General features: G+C 52.0%; 13 protein-coding genes. 12 read left to right on the top strand and 1 reads right to left on the bottom strand.

Annotation, left to right across the window (positions count from 1 at the left end; translation table 11 throughout):
- Positions 1–30: 30 nt before the first annotated feature.
- The 7 genes from JQN73_RS10905 to JQN73_RS10875 all read left to right on the top strand — a co-directional run bounded on the left by JQN73_RS10905 (position 31) and on the right by JQN73_RS10875 (position 7,890).
- Entirely contained in the window at positions 31–363 is a 333-nt protein-coding gene (locus JQN73_RS10905; RefSeq protein WP_205323036.1) for a DUF4212 domain-containing protein, read from the top strand.
- Positions 353–2,404 (top strand): sodium:solute symporter family protein, encoded by a 2,052-nt coding sequence (locus JQN73_RS10900; RefSeq protein WP_205323035.1) that lies wholly within the window; start codon positions 353–355, stop codon positions 2,402–2,404. Before JQN73_RS10905 ends, JQN73_RS10900 begins: the two co-directional genes overlap by 11 nt.
- Before the next feature lie 387 nt (positions 2,405–2,791).
- Complete coding sequence (locus JQN73_RS10895; RefSeq protein WP_205323034.1) at positions 2,792–3,271, top strand: cupin domain-containing protein; 480 nt, start codon at positions 2,792–2,794, stop codon at positions 3,269–3,271.
- Positions 3,272–3,460: 189 nt separating this feature from the next.
- Complete coding sequence (locus tag JQN73_RS10890) at positions 3,461–4,876, top strand: circularly permuted type 2 ATP-grasp protein (protein WP_205323033.1); 1,416 nt, start codon at positions 3,461–3,463, stop codon at positions 4,874–4,876.
- A 1-nt stretch (position 4,877) separates the two neighbouring features.
- The gene (locus JQN73_RS10885) at positions 4,878–5,939 is read left to right on the top strand and encodes an alpha-E domain-containing protein (protein ID WP_205323032.1); all 1,062 of its coding nucleotides are present in this window, start codon (positions 4,878–4,880) and stop codon (positions 5,937–5,939) included.
- Between the two features lie 16 nt (positions 5,940–5,955).
- Positions 5,956–6,771, top strand: a complete 816-nt coding sequence (locus JQN73_RS10880) for a transglutaminase domain-containing protein (RefSeq protein ID WP_370551338.1) — start codon at positions 5,956–5,958, stop codon at positions 6,769–6,771.
- A 249-nt stretch (positions 6,772–7,020) separates the two neighbouring features.
- Complete coding sequence (locus JQN73_RS10875) at positions 7,021–7,890, top strand: peptidase (RefSeq protein WP_205323031.1); 870 nt, start codon at positions 7,021–7,023, stop codon at positions 7,888–7,890.
- Positions 7,891–8,135: 245 nt separating this feature from the next.
- Here JQN73_RS10875 and purM read toward each other — a convergent pair whose 3' ends face one another.
- A complete protein-coding gene (purM, locus tag JQN73_RS10870; RefSeq protein WP_205323030.1) occupies positions 8,136–9,179 on the bottom strand; it encodes a phosphoribosylformylglycinamidine cyclo-ligase in 1,044 nt (347 codons plus the stop codon).
- Positions 9,180–9,333: 154 nt separating this feature from the next.
- Between purM and JQN73_RS10865 the strand changes: the two genes are divergently transcribed.
- The 5 genes from JQN73_RS10865 to folK all read left to right on the top strand — a co-directional run bounded on the left by JQN73_RS10865 (position 9,334) and on the right by folK (position 14,031).
- Positions 9,334–10,416, top strand: a complete 1,083-nt coding sequence (locus JQN73_RS10865) for an AI-2E family transporter (protein WP_205323029.1) — start codon at positions 9,334–9,336, stop codon at positions 10,414–10,416.
- A gap of 147 nt (positions 10,417–10,563) precedes the next feature.
- Positions 10,564–11,304, top strand: coding sequence for a DnaA regulatory inactivator Hda (gene hda / locus JQN73_RS10860; RefSeq protein WP_205323028.1), 741 nt, complete (start codon positions 10,564–10,566; stop codon positions 11,302–11,304).
- Complete coding sequence (locus JQN73_RS10855) at positions 11,301–11,972, top strand: HAD family phosphatase (RefSeq protein ID WP_205323027.1); 672 nt, start codon at positions 11,301–11,303, stop codon at positions 11,970–11,972. Before hda ends, JQN73_RS10855 begins: the two co-directional genes overlap by 4 nt.
- 185 nt (positions 11,973–12,157) lie before the next feature.
- On the top strand, positions 12,158–13,540 hold the full coding sequence (gene pcnB / locus JQN73_RS10850; RefSeq protein ID WP_205323026.1) for a polynucleotide adenylyltransferase PcnB: 1,383 nt from the start codon (positions 12,158–12,160) through the stop codon (positions 13,538–13,540).
- A 2-nt stretch (positions 13,541–13,542) separates the two neighbouring features.
- A complete protein-coding gene (gene folK, locus JQN73_RS10845; protein WP_205323025.1) occupies positions 13,543–14,031 on the top strand; it encodes a 2-amino-4-hydroxy-6-hydroxymethyldihydropteridine diphosphokinase in 489 nt (162 codons plus the stop codon).
- Positions 14,032–14,184: the final 153 nt, after the last annotated feature.

Genomic DNA, 14,184 nt, shown 5'->3' with positions numbered 1-14,184 from the left:
GAAAATTAAAAAAGACGCACACATAAAACCATGGCCCAATCCATCCCTCAGAATACCGCCGCACGTAATGCCAGACACTGGCGCAGGACCAAAACGCTAACATTCAGTTTGCTGGCAATGTGGGCATTGGTGACGTTCCTGGTGGTTTTTTTCGCCCGAGAATTATCCAGCGTCACCGTATTTGGATGGCCGCTTTCTTTTTACATGGCGGCCCAGGGCCTGGTGGTGATTTATCTCATCCTGGTCGCGATCTATACCTGGCAAATGGGAAGATTTGACCGCGATGCGGCCATGACCGCGACCGACCCAGAGCTGCGCCCATCCAAGTCGTCTTTACCTTTCGAAGTCAGCAATGAAAAGTAAATCATTCTTGTCGCGATTGACGCGTTATTACGCATGGTACACGGGTGGCTTCGTCGGCTTTCTCATCATCCTCGCCATTCTGGAAAAAGAGGGATTTCCGCGCTCGTGGATCGGCTACATGTTTATGTTCGCCACCATCGCGCTCTACGCTGGTATCGGCGTCGTCAGCCGTACCTCTGACGTATCGGAATATTACGTGGCCGGACGCCGTGTGCCGGGAATATTCAACGGCATGGCGACGGCAGCAGACTGGATTTCGGCGGCGACATTCATCAGTCTGGCCGGAGGTTTATACTTGCAAGGCTTCGATGGCCTTGCGTATATTATCGGCTGGACCGGCGGTTACTGCCTGGTTGCGCTCCTGATAGCACCTTATCTACGCAAGTTTGGGCAATACACCATCCCGGATTTTTTGGCCGCACGCTACAGCGGCCGCTTTGGCGGACGCTATGGCGGCAACCCGGTTCGCATACTGGCGGTCATCGCCACCGTTCTTATTTCATTCACCTACGTGGTGGCACAGATTTACGGCGTTGGGCTAATCACCTCGCGCTTTACGGGCGTGGATTTTTCAGTCGGTATTTTTCTGGGTCTGGCGAGTATTCTCGTCTGTTCATTTTTGGGAGGAATGCGGGCCATCACATGGACCCAGGTGGCGCAGTACGTCATCATCCTGTTTGCTTACCTGATCCCGGTCATCTGGCTCTCAGCCAAGCATACCCACAATCCGCTACCGCAGTTCGCCTATGGCTCCGTCATGACGCAGTTGAGCGACATTGAAAAGACCTTAAGCGACGATCCGAAAGAATTGGAAGTCAGGAAGATTTATAAAGCCCGTGCTGATGCGTTCGACGCCAGTCTGAATAATTTACCACAATCGTGGACCCAAGGTAGGGTTGAAGCCCAGCGTCAATTAAGAGCCTTAAAGCACAGTAGCGAGGCGTCTCTGATCGATATTCGCGCTGCCAATCGCAAGCTTAGCGACTATCCAAAAACGGCGGACGAGGCGCGACAACGATGGACCGACGCCAAGGCCATGAATCTGGCCCATGCCGACCCACCCACGCCGCAGGCGACGCCATTTCCCGGCAAGGATAGAGAAGCGTCCAATATCAAACGCAACAATTTTTTGGCGGTCGTGTTTTGTCTGATGTTGGGGACGGCAGCACTGCCACATGTGTTGATGCGGTACTACACCACGCCAACGGTTCAGGAAACCCGCAAGTCGGTATTCTGGACGCTGTTTTTTATTTTGCTCATCTATCTTACCGTCCCTGCGCTGGCGGTACTGGTCAAGTACGACATCTATACCTCGCTGGTCGGCACCGAATACGCACACCTGCCGAACTGGGTCTCGTATTGGGCAAATATTGATAAAACCAACCCACTGGTGAGCATTATCGATTTGAATCACGACGGCATCGTCCAGCTATCGGAAATCACGTTAGACGGCGATATGATTGTACTGGCGACCCCGGAAATTGCTGGCTTGCCCTATTTCATCTCGGGCCTGGTCGCCGCCGGTGGCCTCGCTGCAGCGCTCTCCACCGCAGATGGCTTGCTGCTCACGATCTCCAACGCCCTTTCGCACGACGTGTATTACAAGATGATTGATCCTGCTGCCTCAACACAAAAGCGCGTCACGATTTCGAAATTGCTACTTCTCGTGGTGGCGTTGTTGGCGGCCTATACGGCATCCCTGAAACCCGGAGATATTCTCTCCATGGTGGGCGCAGCATTTTCACTGGCTGGCTCGGCACTTTTTCCGGCGCTCATGTTTGGCGTGTTTTGGAAGAGAGCCAATCAACATGGAGCGATTGCGGGAATCATTGCAGGATTTGGAACATGCGTATTTTATATGCTGCACACGATCCCTGCATTGGGCGGAAGCGTTGCGGGACAATGGTTTCACATCGCCCCCATTTCCGCCGGTGTTTTTGGCATCCCGGCAGGACTGCTGACGATGGTAATTGTCAGCTTGATGACGCCACCGCCGGATGCGCGCACGATGGCATTAGTGGATTATATTCGGGCACCCTGAATAGACGCGGTATGGATCCGGCTGATATCGGAACCGGACTGCTGAATCGGCAAAAAGGGAAGGCGGACTGGAAGCGCAGCGCATGCTCAGCCGGCAATGCCATACGGAAAGTTTTTCAGACGAGAAATAGCACATCGATTGCCTTAACTGGCACGGGAATTGCTAGATAAAAAGTGAGCTTTTGTATTGCCCCATCGTCATTTCGCTTGCCGCAATAAGGTGATTCAGGAGTAAAGTTAGGACTGAAATTTTTTTACAAGTATGCGTTATTTGCAGGTGTTAAGGTCACTCAAAGACAGTCCATGCGGCCGATCTATCAGTGGTCACAATGACATTGAATGTCGTCATGGTCGTGCTTTAATCGTATTTGCATGAAAGGACAATGCAATGGATGCGCAACACACCAACGACCAAGTCGTCCCAAAAACCGCGTTTTCTCACATACGCGAAGGGGATACCGTATTTGAACCTGGTGGACTAAGAGATTTTTTCTTATACCGCGATCTTGGGATCAGTGCCGCTACAGGTGGTCAGGTTATCGCCCAACTGGTAAAGGCCAACATGGCACCAGAGGAAGGCACCGGCTGGCATCGGCATGAAGCCAAATTTCATATGGTGTATATGCTCAAGGGTTGGGCGCGCTTTATGTATGAGGACCAGTTAACTTTGGTCAGCGCTGGTGATTGCGTGCATCAACGCCCCGGAATAGTGCATTTCTTATTCGACTACTCACCAGATATGGAATATCTTGAAGTGGTCGGCCCTGCAGATTTCACTTCAATCGATGCACCCGCTCCTTGCGCGGTCCCCAAACCAACACCGTGGTTCTCCGAATTGACAGCAAGCTCACCCATCAACACGGAGTAAAAAATAGCATCACAACTAACGCAACTGCCACGACCATCTGTATCTGCACCAAAGTGGTTAAGGCAGTTGCCACTCAGCACAAACAATGCTATTTTGATAAAATTAATGCGAGACTAAATACAATAGCGTTGACCTTGCTTGTAGGGAGACTTTTGATATTTACGTACCAAACAACGGCGAAGTAAGGTTATGGCAAATTTTTTCGATGAAATGTACACCGATGGTTCCGATGTGGCCCGTCCCCATTATGGTGAGTTTTCACAATGGCTTGGGCAGCAATCTGCCGAAACGATCGCCAGAAAACGCGTTGAAGCGGATGTAATTTTCCGCCGTGTAGGTATTACCTTCGCGGTTTACGGCAACGACGCTGGCACCGAACGACTGATTCCGTTCGATATTATTCCGCGCATTATTCACGCCGCTGAATGGTCGATACTGGAGGCAGGACTGATTCAGCGTGTCAAAGCGCTGAACATGTTCATCCACGATATTTATCACGATCAGAACATCATCAAAGCTGGGGTCATTCCGGCCGAACAAATCTTCCGTAACGCCCAATATCGTCCTGAGATGCAGGGTATTTCGGTCGCCTCGGATATTTATGCGCACATTGCCGGCGTTGATATCGTACGCGCCGGTCAAGGCGAGTTTTACGTATTGGAAGACAATCTGCGGGTTCCTTCCGGTGTGTCATACATGCTCGAAGATCGCAAGATGATGATGCGCTTATTTCCCGAGTTATTCACGCGGCATAAAATTGCACCGGTCGATCATTACCCGGACATGCTTTTGGACAATTTACGCTCAGTTGCGCCGGTAGGAGTAACCGATCCGACCGTTGTCATCATGACGCCGGGAATGTACAACTCGGCGTATTTTGAACATGCATTTTTAGCCCAGCAAATGGGCGTGGAACTGGTCGAAGGTAAAGACTTGTTCGTCAACGATAACGCGGTCTACATGCGCACGACGCGCGGCCCGAAACGGGTTGATGTTATTTATCGTCGGATCGATGATGACTATCTGGATCCGTTGGCATTCCGTCCTGATTCCACCCTCGGCGTACCGGGCTTGTTATCGGTCTACCGCGCCGGTGGCGTGACGCTGGCGAACGCTATCGGCACCGGTGTCGCTGACGATAAATCCATCTATCCATACGTACCCGACATGATCAAGTTCTACATGGCGGAAAAACCGATTCTGAACAATGTACCGACCTTCCAATGCCGTAAAAAGGACGATCTGGCCTATACGCTGGCGAATCTGAAAGACTTGGTTGTCAAAGAAGTGCACGGCGCTGGGGGCTACGGTATGTTGGTTGGCCCAGCATCAACGAAGCAAGAAATCGAAGACTTTCGCGCACGCGTGATCGCCAATCCGGAAGGCTACATCGCCCAGCCGACACTGGCGCTTTCAGCCTGCCCTACTTATGTTGAAGCCGGTATTGCCCCACGCCATATTGACCTGCGGCCGTTTGTACTATCGGGCAAAACCGTCTCTATGGTGCGCGGCGGCCTCACCCGCGTGGCCCTCAAAGAAGGATCGCTCGTAGTCAACTCGTCTCAGGGTGGCGGCACCAAAGACACTTGGATACTGGAGAAATAACATGTTAAGCCGCACCGCAGATCACCTATTCTGGATGGCCCGTTACACTGAACGAGCTGAAAATATCGCACGTATGTTAGACGTTCACCTCCAAACCGGCATGTTGCCACAAGCAGAAGAAGACGTTGAACAAGGCTGGCGCGCACTCCTCGGCATTTCCGAACTACAGGAAGCCTACGACAAGCGTCATAAAACCCTGACGCCGCAAAACGTCATCGATTTTATGGTGCGTGATCCCGCCAATTCATCTTCGATCTCCGCCTGCCTGACGCAAGCGCGTGAAAATGCCCGCGCAGTGCGCGGAGCGTTAACCACGGAAGCCTGGGAAATTCAAAACGCCACCTGGCTGAAAATGCAGGGCTACCTGAAGACCGACGCATTGGACCAAAATCCTGCTGAGTTCTTCGAATGGGTGAAGCATCGCTCACATCTGTCGCGTGGTGTCACGATTGGCACGATGTTGAAGGACGAAGCGTTTCACTTTATTCGCCTCGGTACATTTTTGGAACGTGCCGATAACACCGCCCGCATTATTGACGTCAAGTTTCATAGCGCCAATGAGAAACAGAAAAAACAGTCCCAATCCCAATCTCAGTCCCAATCTGAATCTGAATCTGCATCTGAATCTGAATCGGAATCGGAATCGGAATCGGAAGATCAGGAACAAACCCAAAGCCTTGACGCCAAGGCCGAGCCGCAAATCGACTTCTATTACTGGGCCGCGATTTTACGCTCCGTTTCGGCATTCGAAATTTATCGGAAAGTGTATCGTGATGTCATCACACCGGCACGCGTCGCCGATCTGCTGATTTTGCGCGCCGACATGCCACGTTCATTGGCAGCCTGTATGGAAGAAGTCCTCAATAATCTAAAAAACGTTAGCAACAATGTCTCCGCCGATACAGAACGCTTTGCAGGCAAGTTGCACGCAGAACTTCAGTTCGGTAGCATCGATGAGATTCTTGAAGCCGGACTGCACGACTATCTGACGGTATTTTTTGAACGCATCTTCGAATTGGGCAACCGAATCAGCCGCGACTTTCTGGTTCCACTAGCGGCCTGATCGGCCGCCATTTCCCATGATGATGCTGACCATCAAGCACGAGACGATTTATCGCTACACCGAGGAATTGACCTACACAATTCAACAGTTGCGGTTAACGCCTCGTCCGGAAGAGCATCAGCGTACCCTTGACTGGAACATTACCAGCTCGGGGGTGCGCCATCCGTTCCATGATGCGTTTGGTAATCTAAGCCATATGCTGACCATCACCGGTCGGCATAACGAAGTGCGCATCATCGCTGAAGGCAGCATTGCCGTCACGCCTTTGTTTTTAGGACGTTTGCCACAAAGCGGTGCCGACTCTCCGCTGGTATTTACGGTGGCAACGCCATTGACGCAGGCATCGCCCACGATCATCGAATTTGCGCATCGCCATGTATCGCGTGGGGCCAATAGCGACGACCTGGTAAGGCTGGCGCAAGCTATTTGCAGCGCCGTGGCCTATCAAAGCGGTTCGACTCTGGTGACCAGCAGCGCCGACGATGCGCTACGATTGGGTCAGGGTGTTTGCCAGGATCATGCCCATCTATTCCTTGCCTGCTGTCACGTGGTCGGCATTCCTGCCTGTTACGTCTCCGGTTACATCGATCCCGGTAACAGCGACCACGCCGAAAGTCACGCCTGGGTCGATGTCTGGGTGGCAGAACCTGATTTTTCGGGCTGGATTAGTATCGACGTCACGCATGCGTGCTTTGCAAGTGAAGCCTATTGCCGCCTTGCTATCGGCCGTGATTATGATTCGGCCGCACCAGTTCGGGGCGTCCGTCGCGGCGGCGGCGAAGAAACCTTAAGTGTCAGCGTCCAGGTAGCCGCTACTATCACCGGCTCGTAGCGGTAGTGACAGCCGAAACCGCGCAAAATAGCCGCAAAATAGCCCGCAAATAGCCCACAAATAGTTCGCAAAATCGCCGCATTAGCAGAGAAAACGGAACTAATAGTTCGCGGGTGAAATATCTCACTTGCAACTATGTTGCATGAATGTCGCACAAGTGCCGAGTCGACGGCATCAGTTAATAGTTAGATAACTATGTTTAAAGTGCCATGGTGTAATATCCACTTTTTGCATTTTGAGCTTTACATCATGACTTATTGTGTTGCTATGCGCCTAAAGACCGGACTGGTTTTCTTGTCCGACTCCCGCACCAATGCTGGCGTTGATCACGTTAGCACTTTCCGCAAGATGAGCGTTTTCGAAAATCCCGGCGATCGTATGCTGGTGATGATGACCGCCGGTAATCTCTCCATCTCGCAATCGATCAAACAGATTATTTCAGAACATACCAATGCCGAAGGCAAAAGTATATGGAACGCAGCAACGATGTATGAGGCTGCGCAAATTGTCGGAAACGCCATTCGCTTAGTCTATGAACGCGACGCCAGCGCTCTCCAAAATTTCGGCATCGACTTTAATGTCGGCGTCATTTTTGGTGGCCAGATCAAAGGCGAACGATGCCGTTTGTTTCAAATTTATTCCGCCGGTAATTTCATCGAAGCGCATGATGAAAATCCGTATTTCCAAATCGGCGAATCCAAATACGGCAAACCGATCATCGATCGCGTATTGGCCGGTTCCGAAATCACCCTCGATCAAGCGGCGAAATGCGCGCTGATATCGATGGATTCGACGCTACGCTCCAATTTGTCGGTCGGCTTGCCGCTCGACCTTCTGGTGTATGAAAGTGAGCAGTTAGCGCTCACGCGCTTCGTCACTATCGATTCGAAAAATGCCTATTTCAAATCCATCTCCAGCGGATGGTCAAGCCGTTTGAGAGAAGTCTTTGACGAAATCGAAGACCCGGTCTGGCACACCGTATCAAGTCCCTCGGACTCTCCTGCAATAAAATTAGATCAACGCCAACCCCTGGTAACCTTGTCAAAAGAAGTCAACTGGGACAACGCCTTGGCACCACTACAAACGCTTGCCCAGAACGAAGAAACCCGTCAAAAGTAGGCTTGTCATTCACGTCGCCCGAAGGTCTGACACTGCGTCAGGCAGCCCCTCAGGCGACGCATCTCCCAGATCAATAATACTATCGGCCATTAAGTCAGGCGATCAAACCAGTTCCCTTTTTTCTCAGAGACGAGCAGAGTATAGGGCGCCAACGCAACTTCTGTAAATTGTGAGCAATAAAAAAGGCTACGAGCGTGAGCTCATAGCCTTTTTACTGCGATTGTCTACATGTTTTACAACGCGTTTTACAAAACGATAGTCTGCGCTTCGCCTTCGACGCGGGTGCGGATGGTGCCGATTTTGAAGACGGTCTCGCCAGCTGCCTGCAATTGCGCGAATGCGGCGTCTGCGTTTTCTTTTGCGACGATGACGGCCATACCGATACCGCAGTTGAATACGCGGTGCATTTCGTCATCGGCGACGCCGCCGTGCTCTTGCAACCATGTGAACAGCGGTGGCATGGTCCAGCCGTCGCGGTGGAGCTCAGCGGTGAGGTTGTCTTGCAATACGCGAGGAATGTTTTCTACCAGGCCACCGCCGGTGATATGCACCATGCCTTTGACTTCCATCGCCTCCATCAGCGCCAACAAAGGTTTGACGTAAATGCGGGTGGGTGCCATCAGAACATCGGCTAACGGACGGCCATGGAAATCGGCGTCCAGATCAGGCTGTGCGACTGAAATAATTTTGCGGACCAATGAATAGCCGTTGGAGTGCGCGCCGGATGAAGCCAGCCCGAGAATGATATCGCCGGGGGTGATTTTAGTGCCATCGATCAGTTTCGACTTTTCCACCGCGCCCACCGCGAAACCGGCCAGATCGTACTCGCCTTCCGGGTACATGCTTGGCATTTCGGCAGTCTCGCCGCCAATTAACGCGCAACCGGCTTGTTCGCAACCTTGGGCGATGCCCTTGATAACGTCAGTTGCGATGGCGACATCGAGCTTTCCGCAGGCGAAGTAATCAAGAAAGAACAATGGTTCGGCACCTTGCACTAAAATGTCGTTGACGCTCATAGCGACCAGATCGATCCCCACCGTGTCGTGACGATTGAGCATGAATGCCAGTTTTAATTTGGTGCCGACGCCATCGGTGCCGGAGACCAGAACCGGTTCCTTGAATTTTTTGCTGATTTCGAAGAGCGCACCAAAACCGCCGATGCCGCCCATGACGCCTTCCCGCATTGTGCGCTTGGCAAAAGGCTTGATCGCCTCGACTAAAGCGTCGCCGGCGTCCATGTCAACGCCGGCGTCGCGGTAAGAAAGAGAAACATTGGATGTTGAAGTCATGATGTGATTGGCAGTAGAGGCGGTAAAATAGATGAATCCGTCCGCACGTAACAAAAAAACAATAAGCAATCACTTCTATTAATGTGTTCGCTTAGTCTTGTTACTGCGGTAAAAGCGCTATTTTATCAAACCGATCCAACTATCCCCCAATTACATGCCATTTTCTTTTACTGACGAGCAAAAACAAACAATGTTGTGGTTAGTAATGGGTGCGTTGCTCATTGCGCTATTTATCGCTCTGGGTCCAATTTTGACGCCCTTTGTAGCTTCGGCCATTCTGGCGTACGCCCTTAATCCGGGGGTCGACTGGCTGGCAAAGCGGCGTATCGGGAAATATCCGCTTCCCCGCGCTATCGCGGTGCTGATCGTGATGTTGATATTATTGATGGCTATTTTGGCAATCATTTTGATCGTCATCCCGGTATTGCGTACGGAATTTCCGTTGTTACAAAATCAGATCCCGAGCTTTCTGACCAAGCTGGATAACTTTCTCGGCCCGCATCTGGAAGACTTCGGCATCCATTTTCGGCTAAATAGTAGCGGAATCAAAGAAATGCTGTCCAATCAGCTGGCGACTAGTGGCGATGAAATCTGGGCTGCCGTACTGGCGTCTGCAAAAGTTGGTGGCACGGCGGTGTTAGGTTGGATCGCAACGATACTGCTGGTCCCAATCGTGTTATTTTACCTATTGCAAGACTGGCATCGCTTTCTGGCTAAATTGGCTAATATGGTGCCGCGCCGCTGGCAGACCAAAACTAATAGCATGTCGCGTGAAGTCGACGGGTTGCTGGCGCAATACTTCCGTGGTCAATTGCTGGTGATGCTGGTGCTGGCGATTTACTATTCTACTGGTCTGGCGATTGCGGGATTTGACGTGGCGCTTCCGGTCGGGATTATCACTGGCCTGCTGGTATTTATCCCTTACGTTGGCTTCGGCCTCGGTTTAGTCCTCGCTTTGATCGCGGCGATGTTACAGTTCAGCGGTTTTCACGGGCTGGCGGCAGTGGCGATTGTGTATGGTCTGGGTCAAATGCTCGAAAGTTTCTTTCTGACGCCGCGACTGGTCGGTGAGCGCATTGGCTTGCACCCACTGGTGGTGATTTTTGCGTTGATGGCATTCGGTCAGCTATTCGGCTTTGTCGGCATCTTGCTGGCGCTGCCGACTTCGGCGATTATGTCGGTGATCGTGAAACACATACGCATGCATTATCTTAATAGTATTTTTTATAATCAGTAAAATGCCGAATTAATCGCTACCTGCCGTTAATAACTTCGAATGCCGCTAATGGCGTTATCCAATACGCTGCAGAGCAGGCAATTATTAGGCAATAAACAGGTAAATAAGTGGGAATAGAAGTTTGCAAATAAGTATGAAAAATCAAGCATGAGGCAATTACTACTCGATATAACTGCCGACGACGCGCAAACTCTGGATACTTTCGTGGTTGGAAACAATCAGGAAGTGTTGCAATTTTTGCGTCAGTTGACAGCGCCATCGACAACCTCAGCGACTGCGCCGGGTGACCGATTTGTGTATTTGTGGGGCGAATCCGGTGCGGGGAAAAGCCATTTGTTGCAAGCCTTTGCCCGCCTTACAAACGCGCATCTGATCAGCGCCGCCGATTTAAACGCGCAGCATGCCCTGGAATATAACGAGTCCTATAGCGCTGGCCTGTTTCACTTTTCTGCCGAAGATACGGGCTATTTAATTGATGATTGCGACAAGCTCTGCGCGGAGGATCAGATTCTGGCGTTTGCGTTGTTCAATCAAATTCGTGAGCATGGCGGTTGGTTCATCACCAGTGGCGCGCAACCACCGGCCGAATTAACCCATACTGTGCGTGAGGATTTGCGTACGCGACTTGGTTGGGGCCTGATTTATCAGTTGCATGGCCTGAGCGACGAAGAAAAAATCTCAACTTTGTCACAAGCAGCGCAAGCCCGTGGGCTAACCTTGTCGAGTGGCGTGCTACCCTATCTCATTACCCATTTTCGACGCGATATGCGCTCATTGATGGAAAAGCTGGACGAACTTGACCGTTATTCGCTGGAAACCAAGCGCCCCATAACCCTGCCTTTATTACGCAGCCTGTTACAACTCGAATCTGAAGAAAAATCACTATGAATCTGGCCTTATTCGACCTTGACCACACTCTGCTGCCGATCGACTCGGATTATGAGTGGGGCCAATTTTTAATCCGTATCGGTGCGGTGGATGCTGATCAATTTAAAAAAAGCAACGCAGAATGGTTTGCCCAATATCAGGCCGGCACACTTGATCCGGTCAAATATCTGGAGTTCACGTTCGGAACGTTGTCCTCGTTTCCGCGTAAACAACTGGATGCCTGGCACGTACAATTCATGAAAGAAGTGATCATTCCGCGGATCACACCGCAGGCACTGGATTTGCTGCAACAGCATCACGATGCGGGTGATCTGGTCGCCATCGTGACGGCGACCAATAGTTTTGTCACGGAGCCGATTGCGAAGGCGCTCGGCGTCGACTTTCTGATTGCGTCCGATCCGGAAACCACGGATGACGGGGAAATCACTGGAAAATTGTTGGATACACCGACTTACGGTCCGGGTAAAGTGATTCATACCCACGCATGGCTGGCGACAATGGATATGACGTTGTCCAGCTTCCCACGGTCTTTTTTCTACAGCGATTCACACAACGACCTGCCACTGCTGCTGCTGGTGACCGATCCGATTGCGACCAATCCGAACGCCCTCCTGAAAGCGCATGCTGACGCCCACGGCTGGTCGATATTGCAGTTATTCGACGAATAGGGCCTGCTCTACAAAACCGTAACAAACGCCCAAATCTGGATTGCGATGCTGCCCATTTCGACTATGACGTAAATTATGACATTGACGAAAATAGCGACATGCACCGCAAATCCAGGCTTGGTGGATGGTTTTTTGAGATCGCCTGCAATCAAGGCGACACATAGCCAACATATAATCAAGACACAATGATCAAAAAGCTGATTCGCTCCATCCTCGGACCCAAAAAAAAGGTGGAAGACCACACCAAGCCGGTGGTGCTAAGCCCCAAGCAACATGGCATTGACCTTCAACTCGTCTCACCGAATGCGATACGCGTCACCAGTACGCTACAGGAGGCCGGATACAAGGCTTTCATCGTTGGTGGCGCTGTGCGCGATCTGCTATTGGGAGTAAAGCCAAAAGATTTCGACGTCGCCACCAATGCAACCCCGGAACAGGTCAAGCGACTGTTCAGACGGGCTTTCCTGATCGGCAAACGGTTTCAAATCGTGCACGTCATGTTTGGCCAGGAGTTGATCGAGGTGACGACCTTCCGCGGTGCCTCATCCACCGGCGCGCCGAAGGATGAACATGGGCGCGTGTTACGCGACAATACGTTCGGCGAACAGCACGAGGACGCAATCCGGCGCGATTTCACGATTAACGCCATGTATTACGATCCGAGTAGCCAGAGTGTGCTCGATTATCACGGGGGGATCGCCGATATTCGTGCCAAGACCTTGCGCATCATCGGTGTTCCGGAGGCGCGCTATCGCGAAGACCCGGTACGCATGTTGCGGATTGTGCGTTTTGCTGCCAAGTTGAACTTCACCATTGAACCCGAAACGCGCGCGCCGATTCCCGTCATGGCAACGTTGATCAATAATGTGCCAACCGCACGCGTTTTCGATGAAATGCTGAAGTTGCTGATGAGCGGCCACGCTTTGGCTTGCCTGCAACAACTGCGTAAAGAAGGCTTGCATCACGGCCTTCTGCCATTGCTCGATGTGGTTCTTGAGCAACCGATGGGCGAAAAATTCGTCACGCTGGCATTGGCGAATACCGATCAGCGTGTGCAACAGGGTAAGCCGGTTTCCCCTGGGTTCCTCTTTGCTTCATTACTCTGGCATCAGGTGTTGGAAAAATGGACGGCGTATCAAGCCGCTGGCGAGTTTCCGATTCCGGCATTGCACCTCGCAGCGGATGATGTGCTGGACGCACAGACCGAAAAATTAGCGCTGCAACGCAAAATTGCCTCCGACATGCGCGATATCTGGGCCATGCAACCGCGTTTTGAGCGGCGTGTCGGCAAGGCTCCTTACAAGTTGCTGGAACATCTGCGCTTGCGTGCTGGTTACGATTTCTTGTTGTTGCGCTGTGCTTCCGGTGAGCTCAATAGCGAACTGGGCGAATGGTGGACGGCGTTTATGGAAGCCGACGGCACCGGTCGCGAAATATTGCTGGCGCAAAAGCCGAAGTTAGCCAACGAAGGACCGCCGCCTAAAAAACGTGCGCGACGTCGTAGTCCGCGCAGCTCGGGAAGCGGCGGTGGTGGCAACACCAGCAACGGCACGCAGGATGGCGCATAAGCGTGGTTGAGCGGCAATCGGTCACGGCCTACATCGGGATCGGTGGCAATCTGGGTGATGCGAAGGCGCAGGTGCTTGACGCCATTACGCAGCTTGGCAGGTTGCCAGAGACGTCATTGAGCGCGCAATCGAGCCTGTTTCGCACCGCACCGATCGATTCCAGCGGCGATGATTATGTCAACGCCGTAGTCCGCCTTGAGACCCTGTTGGCGCCGCACGCGCTGTTGCAGGTGTTGCAAGAAATTGAGCAACGCTTCGGCCGCGAACGCCCTTACCCGAACGCGCCGCGCACTCTGGATCTGGATCTGTTGTTATACGCTGCGCTGACCATCGCTGATGCGACATTGACGGTGCCACATCCGCGCATGATGCAGCGCGCATTTGTGTTGATCCCGCTGTTGCAGATAGACCCTTTTATCACCATCCCCGGCCACGGTCCGGCGCACCAATTCACTCCGCTGGTGGCTGATCAGTCGATCACCAAACTTTAGCCTGATTGTAGCCTGATGCATATTGCATACCCGTCAGGACATTTCCTCTGTGAATTACAGCAAGGTATAGCGAAGGCCCAAAAGCGTTTACACTATTGTTATGCGCATTTCGAACCTGTTTCCTGAACCATGTTCATTATGCAAATCCGTTGC

The organism is Glaciimonas sp. PAMC28666, from assembly GCF_016917355.1.
In the GTDB taxonomy this organism is placed as follows: Bacteria; Pseudomonadota; Gammaproteobacteria; order Burkholderiales; family Burkholderiaceae_D; genus Glaciimonas.
This window is presented reverse-complemented; position numbering and strand designations above follow the sequence as displayed.